We start from the raw sequence: 17,817 nt of genomic DNA on the forward strand, positions 1-17,817 counted from the left end.
TTATTTCTTCCCTGGTTGGCCCTGGGGCTGGCGGTGGGCCTGGGCGTCACCGTCCTCGCCGATGCGGCGGTTGCCTTCGATGGAGCGGCCACCCGACACCATCATGTCGCGGTATTCCTCTTCGCTCATGCCCGTCATGCTGCCTGCCATCTGCTGGAAGCTCTTGCCATCCGTGGCGCCGATCTTGGCCAGGAAGTAGATGTTGCCGCCCAGGCGTATGCATTCGTTCAGGTCACGCGCTCGCACCGCGGCCTTCTGCGCATCGGTCATCGGCCACTCGTCGAGGTAGGCGCCCTCATCGGCCTTGAAGCGGGCGCGGTTGTCCGCCTTCATCAGCGACATGCAGAACTGGTTCAGCCAATAGCCCTTGCGGGACTGCTCGGCGTCGAAGATGGTGGTACCGGGGATGTCGGCGTAGGACTTGTCGAGAGGCATCAGCATTCCTCCGGCCAATAGAGGCGCATCGGATTGCTCACCAGCAGCTTGCGCTGCAGCTCAGGCGTCGGCGCGATGTGGGGGATGAAATCCACCAGCAGGCCGTCGTCGGGCATGTGGTCCTTCAGGTTGGGATGGGGCCAGTCGGTGCCCCACAAAACCCGGTCGGGGAACTCGTCCATGACGCGGCGGGCGAAGGGCACGACGTCGCGATAGGCGTTGCGCTCGCCGTCCAGCGCGCGTGGGCCGGTGAGGGACAGGCGCTCGGGGCAGCTCAGCTTGCTCCAGACATTGGCGTTCTCGCCCATGAAGCGCAGGAAGAGCTGGAACTCGGGGCCGTCCACCGGCTTGCCCACATCGGGCCGGCCCATGTGATCGACGACGACGGTGGTCGGCAGGGCGGTGAAGAAGTCCCACAGCTCGGGCAGGTCGGCAGCCTCGAAATAGATGACGACATGCCAGCCGAGTTTGGCGATGCGCGCGGCGATCTCTTGCAGTTCGTCCTTGGGCGTGAAGTCCACCAGCCGCTTGACGAAGTTGAAGCGCACGCCGCGCACGCCGGCCGCGTGCATGCGCTGCAGCTCGTCATTGCTGATGCCACGCCTGACGGTGACCACGCCACGCGCCTTGCCGCCCGAGCTTTGCAGCGCATCGATCAGCGCGCTGTTGTCGGCGCCATGGCAGGTGGCCTGCACGATGACGTTGCGCGCAAAGCCGAGGTGATCGCGCAGTGCGAACAACTGCTCCTTGCTGGCGTCGCAGGGCGTGTACTTTCGTTCGGGCGCAAACGGGAACTGCGCGCCGGGGCCGAACACATGGCAGTGCGCGTCCACGGCGCCGGCGGGCAACTGGAAGCGCGGCTTGCTGGGGTCGGCGTACCAGTCCAGCCAGCCGGGGGTCTTGGTGAATTCCATGTCAGATCAATCGATGTAGCGCAGGCCGGCTTTTTCGAGCGGCTCGCGCATCTTGTACATGTCCAGGCCCAACACGCCCGAGGCCAGCTTGGCGCGCTTCTCGCCTTCCAGGCTCTCGCGCTTCAGCGCCGCCTCCAGCGTCTCGACTGCGCGCGCCGCCGGCACGCAGACGACGCCGTCGTCGTCCGCCACGATGACGTCGCCCGGCGTGACCAGCATGCCGGCGCAGACGACGGGGATATTGACCGAGCCGATCGTCGCCTTGATGCACCCCTTGCTGCTGATGCACCTGCTCCACACCGGGAAGCCCATCTGCTGCAGCGTCTTCACGTCGCGCACCCCGGCGTCGATGACGAGGGCGCGCGCACCACGGGCCTGGAAGGAGGTGGCCAGCAGGTCGCCGAAATAGCCATCGGTGCATTCGGCCGTGATGGCGGCGACGACGATGTCGCCGGGAAGGATCTGCTCGGCCACGACATGCATCATCCAGTTGTCGCCCGGGTGCAGCAGCACGGTGACGGCCGTGCCCGAGACCTGGGCGCCTGGGTAGATGGGCCGCATATAGGGCTTGAGCAGGCCGACCCGGCCCATGGCCTCGTGCACGGTAGCCGAGCCGAGGGCGGCCAAGCCGTCGGCGGCCGCGCGGTCGGCTCGCTGGATGTTGCGGTAGACGACGCCGAGTTCGTACATGGTCACAGCCCCTTGGCCTTGAGTTGCGCATCCAGGCGCGGGAAGACGCGACGGGCGTTGCCCTCGTAGATGGCGTGGCGTTCCTCGTCGTTGAGGCTGGCCGTCGCCGCGACATAGCGCTTGGTGTCGTCGTAGTAATGGCCGGTCTCGGGGTCGATCCCGCGCACTGCGCCGATCATCTCGCTGGCGAACAGGATGTTCTTGACCGGGATCACGTCGGTCAACAGATCGATGCCCGGCTGGTGGTAGACGCAGGTGTCGAAGAAGATGTTGTTCAGCAGATGCTCGTCCAGCAGCGGCTTCTTCAGCTCCTGGGCCAGGCCGCGGAAACGCCCCCAGTGGTAGGGCACGGCACCGCCGCCGTGGGGGATGAGGAACTTCAGCGTCGGGAAGTCCTTGAACAGGTCGCCCGTCAGGCATTGCATGAAGGCCGTCGTGTCGGCATTCAGGTAATGGGCGCCGGTGGTGTGGAAGCAGGCGTTGCAGCTGGTCGAGACATGGATCATGGCCGGGATGTCCAGCTCGACCATCTTTTCGTAGACCGGGTACCAGTGGCGGTCGGTCAGCGGCGGGCTGGTCCAGTGGCCGCCCGACGGGTCGGGGTTCAGGTTGATGCCGACATTGCCGTACTGCTGCACGCACTTGACCAGCTCGGGGATGCAGGTCGCCGGGTCCGCGCCCGGCGACTGCGGCAGCATGGCCGCGGGCACGAAATGGTCGGGGAAGAGCTGCGAGACGCGATAGCAGAGCTCGTTGCAGATGGCGGCCCAGGTGCTCGACGTCTGGAAGTCGCCGATGTGGTGAGCCATGAAGCTGGCGCGCGGGCTGAAGATGGTCAGGTCCGAGCCGCGCTGCTTCATCAGCCTGAGCTGGTTGGTCTCAATCGATTCGCGCAGTTCGTCGTCGCTGATCTTCAGCTCGCTGGCCTTGGGGGCGCGGGACGGGTCCTTCAGGCCGCCGATCTGCAGGTCGCGCCAGGCGCCGAGTGCCGCCGGGGCGGTCGTGTAGTGGCCGTGGACGTCGATGATCATCAGCAGTTCTCCTTGTGGTCAGTGCGCGAGGGCGGCGCTGCGCTCGCCGCCGAAGCGGTCGGCATCGCGCTTGACCCACAGCGCCAGGGCGGCAATCGCGCCGGGCACGGCCAGCACCGCGAACACGGTGGTGATGCCCGCCTGCATGGCGCCCAGCTGGGCCACCAGCAGCGAGCCAACGATGCCGCCGAAACGGCCGATGCCCAGCATCCACGACACGCCGGTGGCGCGGGCATTGGTGGGATAGAAGGCCGCGGCCAGGGCCGGCAGCGAGGACTGGGCGGTGTTCATCAGCGCACCGGCCAGGAAGACGCCGATGACGAGGGCGCCGACATGGCCGACCAGCTGGCCTATGGCCCAGACGGCCAGGGCCGTCAGCGCAAAGCCCGCGGCGATGATGCGATTGGGCTCGCCGCGGTCCATCAGCCAGCCGAACAAGACGGCGCCGACGCCGCCGAGCGGAAACAGGGCCGAGATCAGCGTGGCGGTGCGGGGGTCTATGCCGGCCTCCTTGAAGAGCAGGGGCATCCAGTTGATCAGCGCGTAGAAGATCACCAATCCCATGAAATAGGCGGCCCACAGCATCAGCGTGCCGAGGCGGTAGGGCCGCGCCAGCACCTGGGCCAGGCCGCCGCGCTCGTTGGTGACGACGCGGGTCTCGCTCAGCGTGAAGCGCTCGATCTGGTGCACCTGCGCGCCGGCAATGCGCGCCAGCGCGGCACGGATGCGCTCGACGGGCTGGCGCCGCGTCACCATGAAGCGCACCGACTCGGGCAGGCGCAGGGCCAGCGCGAGGGCCAGGGCCAGCGGCACGACGCCGCCCAGCACCAGCACGCTCTGCCAGCCCCATTGCGGAATCATCCAGGCGGCCAGGAAGCCACCGAAGGCCGCACCCAGCGGGAAGCCGCAGAACATCAGATTGGTCAACATGGAGCGGCGCGAACTCGGGCAGTACTCGCTCATCAGCGTGACGGCGCTGGGCATGGCCGCACCCAGGCCCAGGCCGGTGATGAAGCGCAGCGCGGTCAGCTCGACGAGATTGCTGGCGAAGGCCGAGGCCAGCGTGGCGACGCCGAAGAGCAGCACCGTCGCCGCCAGCACGCGCTTGCGGCCGAGGCGGTCGGCGATGGGGCCCGACAGCAGGGCGCCGGCCGCGAGGCCGAACAGCGCGGCGCTCAGCACCGGCGCCAGCATGGGTTTGCTGACGCCCCAGTCCTTGATCAGCGACGGTGCGATATAGCCGATGGCGGCGGTGTCGAAGCCGTCCAGCAGCACGACGAAGAAGCACAGCGCGAAGACGAGCCACTGCCAGGCGGACAGCGGGTGGTCGTCGATGAGGCGCTGCACGTCGGCCGTGCGCGCGGGATTCGAGGGGGTTGGCAAGCTTGTCTCCGTCTATTGTTTGAGGTCAGGCCGCGCGCATGCCGTGCTGCTGCTTGAGCGCTTCGGTCGCCGGGCTGGCCATGAAATCCAGCAGCGCCTGGGCGGCCTCAGGCTGAGCCGCGTTGGCCGTCACCGCGCCGCTGAAGCGGCTGACGATTTCCGTGCCGGGCGGCATGCCGCCCAGCAGCCTGATGCCGGGCAGGTCCATCAATTCGCTGAGCTGCTGGAAGCCGATCTCGACCTCGCCGCTGGCCACCAGGCCGCCCACCGGCACGCCCGGGCGGGCCTGCACGAGGCGGGCCTTCAGCGCCTCGGTGACGCCCCAGCGCTCGAACAGCTGCAGCAGGGCCGTGCCGCTGGGGCCGGTCGAATAGCCGATGGCGCGGGCCCGCAGCAGGGTGGCGCGCAGGGCGGCCTCGCTGCCGACGTCGGGGCGCGGCGCCGCGGCCGGCACGGCGATCTCGACGCTGGAGTCGGCGATGGGCCGCACGCTGCCGGGCCGCAGCCGGCCGGCGGCCTCCAGCTTGGCGATGGCCTCGCTGGCCAGCACGACGAGGTCGAAGGCCTCGCCCTCCTGCACGCGCCGCGCGGCGTCCACGCCCCCGACGGATTCCTGATGCACGGCCGGCGCGCCGGTCCTGGCATGGGCCTGGGCCAGGGCCGTCAGCAGATGGCGCGTGGCCATGGACGAGATCAGGGTGAGGGCGGTGCTCATGAGGGGCGATTCTTCGCAGCCGAGCTCTATTGCGCTAGGTCTGGCTGGGGCTAGCAGCTAGAGCAATCCGGCATGGGTTCTGCCAAGATGTCCATCCATGACGCTGAACCAGATCGAGTACTTCATCCAGGTCGCCGAGCACGGCAGCTTCAGCAAGGCGGCCCTGGTGCTGGGCGTGGCCCAGCCGGCCCTGAGCCGGCAGGTGCGCGCGCTGGAGACCGAGCTGCATGAGACGCTGTTCCTGCGCAACGGCCGCGGCGTGGAGCTGACCGAGGCGGGGCGGCGCCTGTTCGAGCATGGCCAGGGCATCCTGCATCTCGTCACCCAGGCGCGCGAGGACCTGAGCGCCCATCGCAACGAGCCGGTCGGCCAGATCGTCGTGGCCATGCCGCCGACGCAGGCGCGCATGCTGACCCTGCCGCTGATCGAAGCCTTCAAGCTCAGCTGTCCGCGCGGCCGCCTCGTCGTCATGGAGGGCTTCTCCACCCACCTGACCGAATGGCTGGTGTCGGGCCGGGCCGACCTGGCCCTGGTCTACAACCCCGAGCCGCTGCCGGCGCTGGAGATCCTGCCCCTGCGCGAAGAGTCGCTGCTGCTGCTGAGCCCCGCCAAGCTGGCTCCCAAGGCGCCGCTGACGCTGGAGGAGCTGTCGCGCTATCCCTTGATCATGCCGCAGCGTGGCCATGTGTTCCGCAAGCGCATGGAGGAGGCCGCGGCCATGGCCGGCGTGCAATTGCGCGTCGATTGGGAGGTGTCCAGCGTGCCGGCCATCCTCGACCTCGTCGCCGCCGGCCTCGGCCATGCGGCCCTCGGCGAGGACGTGGTGAGAGCCTTCGAGCATCCGGAGCGCCTGGCCGTCACGCGCTTCAAGGCCGTCGACGTGAAGACGACGCTGTGCCTGGTCACGCCGGCACTGAAGCGCTCGACGCCGCTGACCCAGCGCACCGCGGCTCTCCTGATGAAGCTGGTGCGCGAGCCGCGCCCTCACCAGGGCAGGCCGACATAGTTCTCGGCCATGGACGCCATCGCGGCGTCGGAGCTGACGACGTATTCGAGTTCGGCGCGGTGCAGCTTGGCGTCGATCTCGGGCTCATTGGGCAGCTTGTGCATCAGGCTGGTGAACCACCAGGAGAAGCGCTCGGCCTTCCAGATGCGTGACAGGCAACGTGCCGAGTAATGCGCGATGCCGGCCTCGCTGCGTTCGCGGTAATGCTCGATCAGCGCCTGCGACAGATAGTGGACGTCTGACGCGGCGAGGTTGAGCCCCTTGGCGCCGGTGGGCGGCACGATATGGGCAGCGTCGCCGGCGAGGAAGAGGCGGCCAAAGCGCATGGGCTCGGCGACAAAGCTGCGCAGCGGCGCGATGCTCTTTTCCAGTGATGGGCCGGTGACGAGGGCCGCGGCGGCCGCAGGGTCCAGGCGCGAGCGCAGTTCGTTCCAGAAGCGCTCGTCGCTCCAGTCGCCCGCCTGTTCGGTCAGCGGCACCTGCAGGTAGTAGCGGCTGCGCGTGCTGGAGCGCATGCTGCACAGCGTGAAGCCGCGTTCATGGCGGCCGTAAATCAGTTCGTGCGACACCGGCGGCGTGTCGCTGAGCAGGCCCAGCCAGCCAAAGGGATAGACCTTCTCGTGCGTGCGGATGGCCTCCGCCGGCACGCTGGCGCGGCTGACACCGTGATAGCCGTCGCAGCCGGCGATGTAGTCGCAATGAATTTCGATGCGCTCGCCGTCCACCGTGCAGCGCGCGCCCGGCTGATCACCGTCGAAGCCGAACAGTTCCACATCCGTCGCCGAGTACAGCGTCGGCTCGCCCGCCGCCGCGCGAGCCGCCATCAGGTCGCGCGTCACCTCGGTCTGGCCATAGACGGTGACCGACTTGCCGCCGGTCAGCCGGCTCAGGTCGATGTGATGGCGCTGGCCGTCGAACATCAGCTCGAAGCCGTGGTGCACCAGGCCCTCGGCGTGCAGGCGTGCAGCCACGCCGGCGCGGTCCAGCAGCTCGACGGTGGTCTGCTCCAGCACGCCGGCGCGGATGCGGCCCAGCACGTAGTCGCCGGTCTGGCGTTCGACGATGAGGTTGTCGATGCCAGCCTTGTGCAGCAGCTGGCCGAGCAGCAGGCCCGCGGGGCCCGCGCCGATGATGAGCACCTGGGTGCGCAATGTCTTCGTCATGTCTCGCTCCGTGGTGGCTGAAGCGTAGGCCGGCGACACCCGGCGGGCAATGGACGCCAGGAACCCAGGCTTGCACAATTCGAACCTATGCCCAAGGCCCAGCCCCTGCCGTCGCCGCCGCTTTACGAGCTGTATGGCGAGATGGGGCGAGATGCGGCGCTTGACGGTCTCCACATGGAGTCCATCGCCGACCGCAGCCGCTTGCACAATTGGGAAATCCAGCCGCACCGGCATGCCAGCCTGGTGCAGCTGCTGCTGATCGAGGCCGGCCAGGCCCGCGTGCAGATCGACGGCCGGGTGCTGGAGCTGCCCGCGCCGGCCCTGGTCTGGGTGCCGATGCTGGTCGTCACGGCTTCGCCTTCGCGCCGGAGACCGAGGGCCATGTCGTCACGCTGGACCAGGCCGGCCTGCGCAAGCTGCTCGGCGCGTCGCGCGGTTTGTGGGAGGGCCTGTCCCGCTCGCGCGCCGCCGCGCTGCAGGCCGATTCTTCGCAGGGCCAGGCGCTGTTCGCCATCACGCGGGCCCTGCGCGACGACTATGCCGGCAGCTCGCCCTGGCGCGCCCAGGTGCTGGACGGCGCCGTGCTGATGGCGGCCGCCCTCGTCGCCCGCCTGCCGCCGTTGGCCGCCGAAGCGAGTGCGGCCGCCGAACCCGAGGGCCGTGCCCTGCAGCACCTGGCGCGCTACCGCGAGCAGGTCGAGCGCCACTACCGCAGCCACCCCACCCTGGACACGCTGGCGGCGCCGCTGGGCATCACGACGACCCAGCTGAATCGCCTGTGCCGCCAGCACCTGCACTGCTCGGCCCTGGACGTGCTGCACCAGCGCCTGCTGCTGGAGGCCAAGCGCGAGCTGGGCTACACGACGCTGCAGGTGCGCCAGATCGCCGACGGCCTGGGCTTCGCCGATCCGGCCTATTTCACGCGCTTCTTCCAGCGCCTGACGGGGCAGTCACCCAGCCGCTGGAGAGACGAGCGCTAGCCGTGCCAGCGTTTTGCCGCCCGCCGGATGACTTCGGGCAGCAGATGGTTCTCCTCCTCGACGCGCCGCAGCCAGGTGGCGTCGTTGCCGATGCCGTTGATCTCGCGGCGCACGTACTGCAGCGCGGCCTCGGCGTGCAGGTCGCCGGCATGGGTGTCCAGCTTGCTCAGCACGGCGATGAGGTCCTCGCGCAGCACGCGGTGCTCACCGGTCTCGGGATCGACGAAGGTGCCGTCCAGGCCGAAACGGCAGGCCTGGAAGCGGTTGAAGGTGTAGGGCAGGTAGTCGTCCTCGCTGAGCTTGAAGGGCTTCTCCACCGTGATCCAGCGCGCCAGGCACTGGATGAAGCCGGCCAGGGCCGCCGCCTTCTCGATGGTCAGCGGCGTGTCCAGCACGCGGACCTCGATGGTGCCGAACTCGGGCTTGGGGCGGATGTCCCAGTAGAAGTCCTTCATGCCCGAGACGACGCCGGTGCGCGTCATCTTGGCGAAGAAGGCCTCGAAGTCGCTCCAGGTCTGCACGAAGGGGGCGCGGCCGCTCAAGGGAAAGGCGAAGACCGAGTTCAGCCGCGCCGAGTCGAAGCCGGTGTCCTCGCCCTGCACGAAGGGCGACGAGGCGGCCAGCGCGATCAGGTGGGGGATGAAGCGGCTCATGCCGTGCAGCAGTACCAGGGCCTCGTCGGCGCTCGGGCAGCCGATGTGCACGTGCTGGCCGAAGATGGTGAACTGCTTGGACAGATAGCCGTACAGCGACGACAGCTCATGGAAGCGCGGCGTCTCGAAGATGCGCTGGCGCTTCCAGTGCTGGAAGGGGTGGGTGCCGCCGCCCACCAGGCAGACGTCCAGGCGATCGGCGCAATCCACCAGCGCATCGCGGATCTGGCCCAGCTCCGACAGCACCTGGCCGAAGCCGGTGCACACGCCGGTGGCGAGCTCGATCATGCTGCTGGTGATCTCGGGCTTCACGTCGCCGGGGATGCTGCGCTTCTCCATCAGCCGCAGCAGGTCGCCGGACACCGGTGCGAGGTCGTAGTCGTGGCTGTTGACGATCTGCAGCTCCAGCTCGACGCCCAGCGTCAGCGGCTGCGATTTGGAAAATTCACCCAGGCTCATGGCGTGCTTCCCTCTTTGCCGTTGTTGTTCTTGCGGCGCTTGGGTGCCGGCGGCAGCTCACCGGCCAGGCGCAGCGCGAACTGCACGGCAATCGGGCCGATCAGTTCCAGCACCGCGATGCTGGCCAGGATGATGGGCACGGCGCCGGCCGCCAGCTCGGGCTCGGCGCGCATCAGCTCGCTGAGCATGACCAGGGCCGTGGCCGACAGCGGCGTCATCGTGATGGACAGGGCCAGGCCCTGGCGCCAGCTCGCCTTGGCCAGGGGCGCCAGCGCGACGATGGCGACGGTCTTGGCGACGAAGCGCGCCGCCAGCAGGGCCAGGGCCGCGAAGCCGCCGGCGACCAGGATCTTGGGCGACCAGGCCGAGCCGACGATGACGAACAGCATCAGCACCAGGGCGCCGCCCGAAGTGCCGAAGTGGCGCGGCCAGACCCAGGGGCGCTCGCTGGTGTTGCGCAACAGCAGGCCGGCCAGCAGCGGCATCAGCAGCGTCGACACGCCGATGGCGCGCGCCGCAACGATGGCAAACGCCACCAGGCCGAACACCAGCAGGGCCGCACTCTGGTTGCGCAGGTCCAGCCGCCGCGCCGCCAGATAGGTGGCGCCGGCCAGCAGGGCGGCCACGCCCAGCGTCGTCAGCAGCGAGATGGCCAGGCCCGCCAGCGCCTGAGGCAGGCTGCCGCCATCGTCGGCCGCCCACCAGGTGCGCATCAGCGTCAGCGCGATGACGGCATACAGCGTGTTCAGCGCCGTCAGTACCGAGGCGCGCTGAGTGACCTGACCCTCGGCCCCCAGTTCCAGCGCGACGCGGCCCGACACCGCGGCCGGCGCCGGCATGGCCAGGATGGCGCAGGCCACGGCGGTCTGCCAGCTGAGGTCGAACAGGCGCAGTACCAGGGCGACCGCGACCGCGCTGAGCAGGGCCTCGGCCAGGCTGGTCAGGGCCAGGCCCGGGTTGCGGCCCAGCCAGCGCAGATGCACGCGGCAGCCGATCTCGAACAGCAGCAGCCCCAGGGCCAGGTCGGTGACGGTCTGCGCGGCACCGGCCAGCGGCATCGCCACGCCATGGCCGAAGGCAGCCGCGACGCAGCCCGCCAAGGTGTAGCCGACCACGCGCGGCAGCCGCGTCGTGGCGGCGATGAATTCGCCGGCCAGGGCCCCGGCCAGCAGCACACCGACGACGAACATCAGCGCACTGGACGGAGGCACGGCCAGCCCGGCCCAGACCCTGGCGCCGCTGTCGAGTGCATTCATAGGCTCCCCTTTGGAGGTTTTTGGCGAAGCCTAGATGGGTGGTTTGCCCATCCTTGTAGGCCAACATGCCGAAAGCCTCCTGGAGAATGGCCGACATGCAAGTCCTCAGCGTGAACACCGCCCGCGTCGAACATTTCGTCGCAACCTCAGGCCAGGCCTTGGATTCCGCCATCCGCAAGCGCCCCCGCGAGGGCCGCGTCGCGGTCGGCCTGTTGTCGCTGGACGGCGACGAGCAGGCCGACCCCAGCGTGCATGGCGGCCTTGCCAAGGCCGTCTATGCCTATCCTCAGGAGCACTACGCCTTCTGGCAAACGGTGCGTGGCCAGGCCAAGGTGGAGGGCGCGCTGCAGCCGGGCGCTTGCGGCGAGAACCTGACGCTGTCCGGACTGCTGGAGGCCAAGGTCTGGATCGGCGATGTGCTGCGCTTCCCGGATTGCGAACTCGTCGTCTCGGAGCCGCGCTATCCCTGCTTCAAGTTCAATGCCCATATGGGCTTCAACCAGGCGGCCAAGCTGATGGCCCAGAGCGGCTATTGCGGCTTCTATCTGGCCGTGAGGCGCGAGGGCTCCATCGCCGCCAGCGAGGCCTTCGAGTTGATCCCGGGGCCGCGCGAGGTCGGCATCGTCGAGTTGTTCAAGGCAAAAATGAAGAAGGCCGGCTGATGCGGCGCCGCGCGCTGCTGGCCGCGGCGGGGCTGGCGCCTGTTGCCGCCCAGGCGGGCGCGGTGCTGAAGGTCGGGCCGAAGCGTGCCGTCAAGTCGCTGGCCGCGGCGGCCCGCCAGGCGCGTGACGGCATGGTCGTGGAGGTCGATGCCGGCGAGTACCGGGCCGACGTCGCCACCTGGCGACAGCATGGCCTGATCTTGCGCGCCGTCGGCGGCCGCGTGAGCCTGGTGGCGGCCGGCGCTCATGCCCAGGGCAAGGGCATCTTCGTGACGGCGGGCCGGCGCCAGCGCATCGAGGGCTTCGACTTCATCGGCGCCGCCGTGCCGGATCGCAATGGCGCCGGCATCCGCGTCGAAGCCGGCTCGCTGACGCTGGTGGATTGCCGCTTTGCCGACAACGAGAACGGCCTGCTGACGGCCAATGACGAGAGCATCGAGCTTGACATCGTCGACTGCGACTTCGGTCCCATCGCGCTGCGTGAGGGCAAGACGCACAACCTCTATGTCGGCACCATCAAGCGCCTGGCCGTCACGGGCAGCTATTTCCACCACGGCCAGCTCGGCCATCTGCTGAAGAGCCGCGCGGCCCGCAACCACATCCTCTACAACCGCCTGAGCGACGAGATTGGCGGCCGCGCCAGCTATGAACTGGAGTTCCCCAACGGCGGTGTCGCCGTCGTCATGGGCAATCTCATCGTGCAGAGCTCGACGACCCAGAACCCGCATCTGATCTCCTTCGGCGTCGAGGGCGCGAAGTGGGAGCAGCAGGCCCTCTACCTCGTCAACAACACGTTGGTGGACCAGCTGCCCGGCGGCGGCATCTGGTTGCGCGTGACGCCGCCCCAGGCCGAGGTCGTGCTGGCCAACAACCTGCTCGTCGGCGGCCCGAAGCTGGCGGCCGAAGGGCATTGGACGCGCCGCGCCAACTTCGCGGCGGACTGGGACGAGTTCGTGCAAGCCGTGCGCGACGACTACCGGCTCAAGGCCGATTCGGCGTTGCGTGGCAAGGCGGCCGATGCGGGAGAGGGTGGCGGCCTGAAGCTGATGCCGACGCGCGAGTACCGCCACCCGCACACGACCGCAGCCCTCAGCGGACCGGCGCGCCATCCCGGCGCTTTCCAGTCCTGAGGGCGATGACGCCCAAGCCCGCCAGCAGCAGGGCCAGGCTCTGCGGCTCAGGCACCGCGGCCGTGAAGCCGAGTTGCAGGCTGGCGACGCGCTGCAGCGAGCGTGCCGTCGTCGCGTCGATGCCCAGGTCGATGGCGGCCTGTTCGCCGACCCCCAGGCTCAGCGGGTCGCGGCCGGTGATGCTGCCGAACAGCGTCAGGGCCGACAGATAGGAGCCGTATTTGCTCGCATGGGTGCGGTCCAGCCACCACAGGTTGAGCGCGCCGGCGGTCTCGGCAAAAGTGCCGCCGGCGTTGTAGAAGCCGCTGCCCTGGGCCAGGCCCTGGTCGACGGCGCGCTGGAAGGCATCGCCGACCGGCACGACGCCGGCAAAGCCGGGGTTGGATGCAGCCTTTGCGTAGAAGGAGGCGTGCAGATCGGCCGTCATGTCGGCCAGGCTGTTGTAGTAGAGGGTGGCGTTGCCGCCGGCAGCGCTGATGTCGACGATGGGGCGGCCGTCGGCGCTCGTCAGGTCGGGCGTCGTGATCTTGTGCGCCTCCACCATGTCGGGGCGGGCCCAGCTCTGCTCCAGATAGATCCTGGTGTTGGCGCTGGCGTTGCTGTTGGCGGCGATATTGCGTGTCGTGTTGCAGCTGCCCGAGGACAGGCCGGTCGCCATGCAGTTGGCCAGGCTGCCGAACAGGGTCGACTCCTTGTAGCTCTGGGCCGCGCCGTTGTGGATGAAGCGCTCGAACTGGTCGGCATAGGCGTTGAAGGTGGCGAGGTTGGCGTTCTTGCCCTTGCCGGCCGGCAAGGCCGCATCACTCTGCTCCTGCAGCACGACGCTGTCCCATTTCTGCGTGGCGACGTTCTCGCGCAGCTTCCAGTCGCTGTTGGCCGTGTCCAGGAACTGGCCGCGCAGCGAGGCCGCATTGCGGGTGGACAGGGACACGTCGTAGGCCAGGCCGGCCTCGTCCGTCATCTTCTTGAAGATGCCCGGCACACCGCCCCAGGGATGGGGCTCGAAGCTGCCGAAGCCGACGGTGCCGGCCGGATAGCTGTTGGTGCCCGTCGGATTGATGGCGCTGAAGCCGGCCGTCAGGTCGTGCACGGCGGCGGCGTTGTAGCTCATCACCGGGTCGACGCGGCCGAAGGTGTAGCTGTTGCCGACGAAGAGGATCTTGATGGGGTCGGCCGCGAGGGCGGGCGACGCGAGGCTGGCCATTGATGTCACCAAGGCCAGTGCCAGAAGGCGGTTCATGCGTGTCTCCAGTTCTTACGAGGTCGTCCCAAGGACGGCCTCCATACTGGAGAGCACGCAGTCAGTCGTAAAATATCTGAAACATGGCACCGCCATATCGGCGACATATGGATCAGGCCTGCTTCAGCACCGGGTAGTCGGTATAGCCCTCGGCGCCACCGCCGTAGAAGGTCTCCTTCTGCGGCGCGGCCCAGGGCAGGTCGTCGCGGATGCGCTCGACGAGGTCGGGGTTGGCGATGAAGGGCCGGCCTATGGCCACCGCGTCTGCCTTGCCGCTGGCAACGGCGTCCAGGGCCATGCCGCGGTCATAGCCGTTGTTGGCGATATAGGGGCCGTTGAAGCGGCGGCGCAGCTCGGCGTAGTCGAAGGGGGCGATGTCGCGCGCGCCGCCGGTGGCGCCTTCCACCACCTCCAGGAAGGCCAGCTTCAGCGGCGCCAGTTGCTCGGCCACATAGTTGAAGAGGGCCTGGGGGTTGCTGTCCTGGCCGATGTCGTTGCTGGGCGTGACAGGGGACAGGCGCACTGCGGTGCGGCCCGCACCGATCGTGCCGGCGACGGCCGTCATGACCTCGATCAGCAGGCGGGCGCGGTTCTCGATGCTGCCGCCGTACTCGTCGTTGCGGTCATTGGCGCTGTCGCGCAGGAACTGGTCCAGCAGGTAGCCGTTGGCGCTGTGGATCTCGACGCCGTCGAAGCCCGCCGCGATGGCGTTCTTGGCGGCCTGCACATAGTCGGCGATCAGCTGGGGGATCTCATGCGTGGCCAGGGCGCGCGGCTCGTCGGTCGGCACCAGCTCGCCATAGGCCGCATAGGTCCTGGTCTTGGCGGCGCGGTTGGTCGAGGAGATGGGCTGCTGGCCGCCTGGCTGCAGGCTCTTCAGCGAGATGCGGCCCACATGCCAGAGCTGCACGACGATCTTGCCGCCTTCGGCATGCACCGCATCCGTCACCTGTTTCCAGGCGGCGATCTGCTCAGGCGTGTGGATGCCCGGGGTGTCGAAATAGCCCTGGCCGTCGGGGCGGATCTGGGTCGCTTCCGTGATGATGAGGCCAGCGCCAGCGCGCTGCCGGTAGTACTCGACATGCAGGTCGTGCGGAGTCTGGCGGGTGGCGCGGTTGCGCGTCAGCGGCGCCATGACGACGCGGTTGGCCAGGTGGATGTCGCCGAAGCGGATGGGGTCGAAGAGGGTGCTCATGGGGCCGATATGGGGCGAAGGACGATGGCTGCAAGGCTAGTCCTTCCCCCACTTTCCCCAGCCGAGCGGGGTTGCTGTGGCTGTGTTACCTGCCGGCTTTCAGGCGGCGGGCACCGATGCCGACGCCCACCAGGCCCAGGGCCAGCAGGGCGGCGCTGGTCGGTTCGGGGACGGTCGCGGCGACCTGCCAGGTCAGCCGGTTCTCGATATAGGTCTCGTTGTAGACCCCATCCTGGATCCACACATAGGCCATGCCGGCGAGAACGCTGTAGGTGCCCGGGGCAGCACCCGATGCGCCGGGTGCAAACCACAGGAAATCGAAGGTGCGGCTCTCGCCGGGTGCCAGCTGGATCGTGCCGAGTCCGTCGAGAAAGCTGCCCATGGACACCGAGGCATCGTGGCCGAATCCCCAGCTATACCCGCTGGTGAACATGTCGCGAAGGGTGATGGTGCCCTGGCCGCGCCACATGTCGACCGTTTCGGTCGCCGTGCCTGCGTTGGACATCACGGCCTGGCCGTGAATGACGTCGTTGGCACTGACGGTGCCCTGATTGGGTGGGGTGAACTGCCAGCTCCATTCGACGGCGGCCTGTGCCGAAGCAGGCAGCAAGGCGGCGGCGACCGCGAGCGATGTGAAGAGCGAACGAAGATTCATTTGTTTTCCTCCCTGGGTTGTTCTGTCCCATCGACCAGGCGGTCAGACGGGCGGCGCGAATGTACCGTCGCCCAGGGGCAGCCCGGGATGCCTACCCCTTGACTGGGGGTGGGCGCGGCCCGAGGCTTGCCGCCTCGGCAATCCCCCGATCGGCACGCCGGAGACAATCGCCCCATGCTCGCCTACCGCCACGCCTTCCATGCCGGCAACCATGCCGACGTCCTCAAGCACCTGGTGCTGACCCGCGTGCTGCGCTACATGGGTGAAAAGGACAAGCCCTATACGCTGATCGACACCCATGCCGGCGCTGGCGGCTACTCGGTCGAGGGCCGCTATGCGCAGAAGAACGCCGAGTACGGCGAGGGCGTCGCCAGGCTCTACGACCGCAAGGATCTGCCCGCGCCCCTGGCCGACTACATGAGCCTGGTGAAGGCCTTCAACCCCGATGGCCAGCTGCGCCAGTACCCGGGCTCGCCGGCCATTGCCAACTTCCTGCTGCGCGAGACCGACCGGCTGCGCGCCTACGAGCTGCACTCGACGGACCACCGCATCCTCGCCAGCTATCTGGAAAGCCGCCCCAACACCCAGGTCAGCGACCGCGACGGTTTTTCCGCCATCAAGGCCGAGCTGCCCTCGCCGACGCGCCGTGCGGCCCTGCTGATGGACCCGTCCTACGAGATCAAGACCGACTACGCCAAGGTGCTCACCGCCCTGCGCGAGGCGCTGGAGCGTGCGGCCGACACCGTCGTCATGATCTGGTACCCGCAACTGCAGCTGCTCGAATCCACCCAGCTGGTGCAGCGCCTCAAGGCCAGCGCCGACGCGGCCGCCAAGAAGGGCTGGCTGCATGTGCGCCTGACCGTGGCCCAGGCCGACGAGCGCGGCTTCGGCATGCTGGGCAGCGGCATGTTCATCGCCAACCCGCCCTTCACCCTGCACGACGAGCTGGCCGAATGCCTGCCCCTGCTGGTGGAACGCCTGGGCCAGTACGACGGCGCCAACTACGTGCTGGAACAGAAAACGGTATGAAGGCCCCCACGCGAGCGTTGCCCGCTGCCCCCCGAGGGGGCTCGCCCCTCCTAGGGGCGGCCCGGCGGAGGGTCGCATGACGGAGAGCAAGCCGGTCACGATGGAGCAGATCGCCGCTCTTGCCGGCGTGTCGACCATCACCGTTTCGCGTGCGCTGCGCGACAGCCCCTCGGTCACGCCGGCCACGCGCGAGCGCATCAAGACCCTGGCCGAGGCCGCGGGCTACCGTTTCAACCACCATGCGCGCAATCTGCGCCTGCGCCGCAGCCATATGGTGGCCGTCATGCTGGAGATGCAGCCCGACACCGACCGGCCCATGACCGACGCCTACCCGTTGCAATTGCTAGGCGGCATCACCCAGGAGCTGACCTCGCGCGGCTACAGCGTGCTGCTGTCGGCCCTGCAGAGCCCCGGCCAGGGCATGGCGGCCTCGGCCGACGGCCTCATCCTGCTCGGCCAGGGCGCCAACGGCTCGGCCGTCAGGTCGGCCGCAGCCATGGGCCTGCCCATGGTGGTCTGGGGGGCCGAACATGGGCGCGGTGACTCCGTCGTCGTCGGCGGCGACAACGCCCATGGCGGTGCCTGCGCGGCCGAACGCATGATCGCGCTGGAGAGGCGCGAGCTGCTCTTCCTCGGCGATGTACGCCATGCCGAGATCCGCGACCGCCAGCAGGGCTTTGCCAAGACGCTGAAGAAGGCCGGGCTGAAGTGTCAGACGCTGACGCCGGCAGCCTTCACTTTCGGTGCCGGCTTCACGGCCGTGCAGGCCCATCTGGCCAAGGGCGGCAAGGCGCCCGACGGCCTGTTCGCCGCCAGCGACCTGCTGGCCATGGGCGCCGTGCGTGCCTTCACCGACGCCGGTCTCGCCGTGCCCGAGGCGGTGTCGGTCATCGGCTATGACGACTCGCCCGCGGCCCAGAGCTTTGCACCGCCGCTGACCAGCGTGCGCCAGGACTGGCACCACGGCGGCGTGCTGCTGGCGCGCAAGGTGCTGGATCTCATCGGCGGCCAGGGCGCCGCCAGCGAGATCATGCCGACGGAGCTGGTCGTGCGGGCGACCTGAGGGGCTGCTTGGCAGCGGTTGCTGACGATCACGGCCGGCGTCCGCACGGCAGCAATGTGCCCGAAGCGGAAGTTCGGCGTTCCTCTGCGACAGGCTACTAGTGGTCAGTCCAGAATGACTACTTCGTGGCCGTTCTTTTAGGCCTCAAGTGATACCCC

General features: G+C 68.6%; 19 protein-coding genes. 7 read left to right on the forward strand and 12 right to left on the reverse strand.

The genetic code is table 11. The annotated features are described in order from the left end of the window. Genes ligA through J2X20_RS18935 form a run of 6 tightly spaced genes read right to left on the reverse strand, consistent with a single transcriptional unit; the run spans position 1 to position 5,168 of the window. A complete protein-coding gene (ligA, locus tag J2X20_RS18910) occupies positions 1 to 435 on the reverse strand; it encodes a protocatechuate 4,5-dioxygenase subunit alpha (protein ID WP_310267766.1) in 435 nt (144 codons plus the stop codon). After that, entirely contained in the window at positions 435 to 1,349 is a 915-nt protein-coding gene (locus tag J2X20_RS18915; RefSeq protein WP_310267769.1) for an amidohydrolase family protein, read from the reverse strand. Before J2X20_RS18915 ends, ligA begins: the two co-directional genes overlap by 1 nt. Positions 1,350 to 1,355: 6 nt before the next feature. After that, on the reverse strand, positions 1,356 to 2,039 hold the full coding sequence (gene ligK, locus J2X20_RS18920) for a 4-carboxy-4-hydroxy-2-oxoadipate aldolase/oxaloacetate decarboxylase (protein WP_310267772.1): 684 nt from the start codon (positions 2,037 to 2,039) through the stop codon (positions 1,356 to 1,358). A gap of 2 nt (positions 2,040 to 2,041) precedes the next feature. Then, entirely contained in the window at positions 2,042 to 3,070 is a 1,029-nt protein-coding gene (locus J2X20_RS18925) for an amidohydrolase family protein (RefSeq protein ID WP_310267775.1), read from the reverse strand. 18 nt (positions 3,071 to 3,088) lie between these two features. Then, positions 3,089 to 4,453: an MFS transporter gene (locus J2X20_RS18930; RefSeq protein WP_310267779.1), complete on the reverse strand. Its 1,365-nt coding sequence runs from the start codon at positions 4,451 to 4,453 to the stop codon at positions 3,089 to 3,091. 25 nt (positions 4,454 to 4,478) lie between these two features. Then, positions 4,479 to 5,168, reverse strand: a complete 690-nt coding sequence (locus J2X20_RS18935; RefSeq protein WP_310267782.1) for a substrate-binding domain-containing protein — start codon at positions 5,166 to 5,168, stop codon at positions 4,479 to 4,481. 97 nt (positions 5,169 to 5,265) lie between these two features. On the opposite strand from J2X20_RS18935, the gene J2X20_RS18940 reads away from it, so the two are divergent. Next, positions 5,266 to 6,174 carry a LysR family transcriptional regulator gene (locus J2X20_RS18940; RefSeq protein WP_310267785.1) on the forward strand — a complete coding sequence of 303 codons (909 nt, stop codon included), beginning with the start codon at positions 5,266 to 5,268 and terminating at the stop codon, positions 6,172 to 6,174. Here J2X20_RS18940 and pobA read toward each other — a convergent pair. After that, positions 6,153 to 7,325 carry a 4-hydroxybenzoate 3-monooxygenase gene (gene pobA, locus J2X20_RS18945; protein ID WP_310267870.1) on the reverse strand — a complete coding sequence of 391 codons (1,173 nt, stop codon included), beginning with the start codon at positions 7,323 to 7,325 and terminating at the stop codon, positions 6,153 to 6,155. The genes J2X20_RS18940 and pobA overlap by 22 nt on opposite strands. A gap of 186 nt (positions 7,326 to 7,511) precedes the next feature. Between pobA and J2X20_RS29495 the strand changes: the two genes are divergently transcribed. Together J2X20_RS29495 and J2X20_RS29500 are read left to right on the forward strand one after the other, a co-directional pair. Then, complete coding sequence (locus J2X20_RS29495) at positions 7,512 to 7,925, forward strand: AraC family ligand binding domain-containing protein (protein ID WP_409034175.1); 414 nt, start codon at positions 7,512 to 7,514, stop codon at positions 7,923 to 7,925. Beyond that, positions 7,925 to 8,317, forward strand: coding sequence for a helix-turn-helix domain-containing protein (locus tag J2X20_RS29500; protein ID WP_409034176.1), 393 nt, complete (start codon positions 7,925 to 7,927; stop codon positions 8,315 to 8,317). Before J2X20_RS29495 ends, J2X20_RS29500 begins: the two co-directional genes overlap by 1 nt. On the opposite strand, the gene J2X20_RS18955 is transcribed toward J2X20_RS29500, so the two are convergent. Both J2X20_RS18955 and J2X20_RS18960 read right to left on the reverse strand, forming a co-directional pair. Then, positions 8,314 to 9,429, reverse strand: a complete 1,116-nt coding sequence (locus J2X20_RS18955) for a YbdK family carboxylate-amine ligase (protein WP_310267791.1) — start codon at positions 9,427 to 9,429, stop codon at positions 8,314 to 8,316. The two genes, J2X20_RS29500 and J2X20_RS18955, sit on opposite strands and share 4 nt — an antisense overlap. Next, a complete protein-coding gene (locus tag J2X20_RS18960) occupies positions 9,426 to 10,685 on the reverse strand; it encodes a cation:proton antiporter (RefSeq protein ID WP_310267795.1) in 1,260 nt (419 codons plus the stop codon). The genes J2X20_RS18955 and J2X20_RS18960 overlap by 4 nt, the downstream gene beginning before the upstream one ends. Positions 10,686 to 10,780: 95 nt before the next feature. Here J2X20_RS18960 and J2X20_RS18965 point away from each other — a divergent pair, with 95 nt between their 5' ends. Both J2X20_RS18965 and J2X20_RS18970 read left to right on the forward strand, forming a co-directional pair. Further along, positions 10,781 to 11,347, forward strand: a complete 567-nt coding sequence (locus J2X20_RS18965) for an MOSC domain-containing protein (protein WP_310267800.1) — start codon at positions 10,781 to 10,783, stop codon at positions 11,345 to 11,347. Continuing rightward, positions 11,347 to 12,477 (forward strand): right-handed parallel beta-helix repeat-containing protein, encoded by a 1,131-nt coding sequence (locus J2X20_RS18970; RefSeq protein WP_310267803.1) that lies wholly within the window; start codon positions 11,347 to 11,349, stop codon positions 12,475 to 12,477. The genes J2X20_RS18965 and J2X20_RS18970 overlap by 1 nt, the downstream gene beginning before the upstream one ends. On the opposite strand, the gene J2X20_RS18975 is transcribed toward J2X20_RS18970, so the two are convergent. The 3 genes from J2X20_RS18975 to J2X20_RS18985 form a co-directional block, all read right to left on the reverse strand. Next, positions 12,437 to 13,717: a PEP-CTERM sorting domain-containing protein gene (locus J2X20_RS18975; protein WP_310267805.1), complete on the reverse strand. Its 1,281-nt coding sequence runs from the start codon at positions 13,715 to 13,717 to the stop codon at positions 12,437 to 12,439. The genes J2X20_RS18970 and J2X20_RS18975 overlap by 41 nt on opposite strands. 112 nt (positions 13,718 to 13,829) lie before the next feature. Further along, the gene (locus tag J2X20_RS18980) at positions 13,830 to 14,912 is read right to left on the reverse strand and encodes an alkene reductase (RefSeq protein ID WP_310267808.1); all 1,083 of its coding nucleotides are present in this window, start codon (positions 14,910 to 14,912) and stop codon (positions 13,830 to 13,832) included. Positions 14,913 to 14,997: 85 nt separating this feature from the next. Continuing rightward, a complete protein-coding gene (locus J2X20_RS18985) occupies positions 14,998 to 15,567 on the reverse strand; it encodes a PEP-CTERM sorting domain-containing protein (protein WP_310267810.1) in 570 nt (189 codons plus the stop codon). Positions 15,568 to 15,741: 174 nt separating this feature from the next. Between J2X20_RS18985 and J2X20_RS18990 the strand changes: the two genes are divergently transcribed. Both J2X20_RS18990 and J2X20_RS18995 read left to right on the forward strand, forming a co-directional pair. Next, entirely contained in the window at positions 15,742 to 16,596 is an 855-nt protein-coding gene (locus J2X20_RS18990) for a 23S rRNA (adenine(2030)-N(6))-methyltransferase RlmJ (RefSeq protein WP_310267813.1), read from the forward strand. A gap of 76 nt (positions 16,597 to 16,672) precedes the next feature. Then, the gene (locus tag J2X20_RS18995) at positions 16,673 to 17,659 is read left to right on the forward strand and encodes a substrate-binding domain-containing protein (protein ID WP_310267816.1); all 987 of its coding nucleotides are present in this window, start codon (positions 16,673 to 16,675) and stop codon (positions 17,657 to 17,659) included. Positions 17,660 to 17,817: the final 158 nt, after the last annotated feature.

Origin of the sequence: Roseateles saccharophilus (genome assembly GCF_031458095.1) — a bacterium.
Taxonomy (GTDB): domain Bacteria; phylum Pseudomonadota; class Gammaproteobacteria; order Burkholderiales; family Burkholderiaceae_C; genus Pelomonas; species Pelomonas saccharophila_A.

Coding starts and splice junctions, on each gene's coding strand:
- J2X20_RS18965 (WP_310267800.1), top strand. CDS start 10,781: ATGCAAGTCCTCAGCGTGAACACCGCCCGCGTCGAACATTTCGTCGCA.
- J2X20_RS18975 (WP_310267805.1), bottom strand. CDS start 13,717: ATGAACCGCCTTCTGGCACTGGCCTTGGTGACATCAATGGCCAGCCTC.
- J2X20_RS18925 (WP_310267775.1), bottom strand. CDS start 3,070: ATGATCATCGACGTCCACGGCCACTACACGACCGCCCCGGCGGCACTC.
- J2X20_RS18990 (WP_310267813.1), top strand. CDS start 15,742: ATGCTCGCCTACCGCCACGCCTTCCATGCCGGCAACCATGCCGACGTC.
- J2X20_RS29500 (WP_409034176.1), top strand. CDS start 7,925: ATGGCGGCCGCCCTCGTCGCCCGCCTGCCGCCGTTGGCCGCCGAAGCG.
- J2X20_RS29495 (WP_409034175.1), top strand. CDS start 7,512: ATGGAGTCCATCGCCGACCGCAGCCGCTTGCACAATTGGGAAATCCAG.
- ligK (WP_310267772.1), bottom strand. CDS start 2,039: ATGTACGAACTCGGCGTCGTCTACCGCAACATCCAGCGAGCCGACCGC.
- J2X20_RS18940 (WP_310267785.1), top strand. CDS start 5,266: ATGACGCTGAACCAGATCGAGTACTTCATCCAGGTCGCCGAGCACGGC.
- J2X20_RS18955 (WP_310267791.1), bottom strand. CDS start 9,429: ATGAGCCTGGGTGAATTTTCCAAATCGCAGCCGCTGACGCTGGGCGTC.
- J2X20_RS18915 (WP_310267769.1), bottom strand. CDS start 1,349: ATGGAATTCACCAAGACCCCCGGCTGGCTGGACTGGTACGCCGACCCC.
- J2X20_RS18995 (WP_310267816.1), top strand. CDS start 16,673: ATGACGGAGAGCAAGCCGGTCACGATGGAGCAGATCGCCGCTCTTGCC.
- J2X20_RS18970 (WP_310267803.1), top strand. CDS start 11,347: ATGCGGCGCCGCGCGCTGCTGGCCGCGGCGGGGCTGGCGCCTGTTGCC.
- J2X20_RS18985 (WP_310267810.1), bottom strand. CDS start 15,567: ATGAATCTTCGTTCGCTCTTCACATCGCTCGCGGTCGCCGCCGCCTTG.
- J2X20_RS18960 (WP_310267795.1), bottom strand. CDS start 10,685: ATGAATGCACTCGACAGCGGCGCCAGGGTCTGGGCCGGGCTGGCCGTG.
- ligA (WP_310267766.1), bottom strand. CDS start 435: ATGCCTCTCGACAAGTCCTACGCCGACATCCCCGGTACCACCATCTTC.
- J2X20_RS18980 (WP_310267808.1), bottom strand. CDS start 14,912: ATGAGCACCCTCTTCGACCCCATCCGCTTCGGCGACATCCACCTGGCC.
- J2X20_RS18935 (WP_310267782.1), bottom strand. CDS start 5,168: ATGAGCACCGCCCTCACCCTGATCTCGTCCATGGCCACGCGCCATCTG.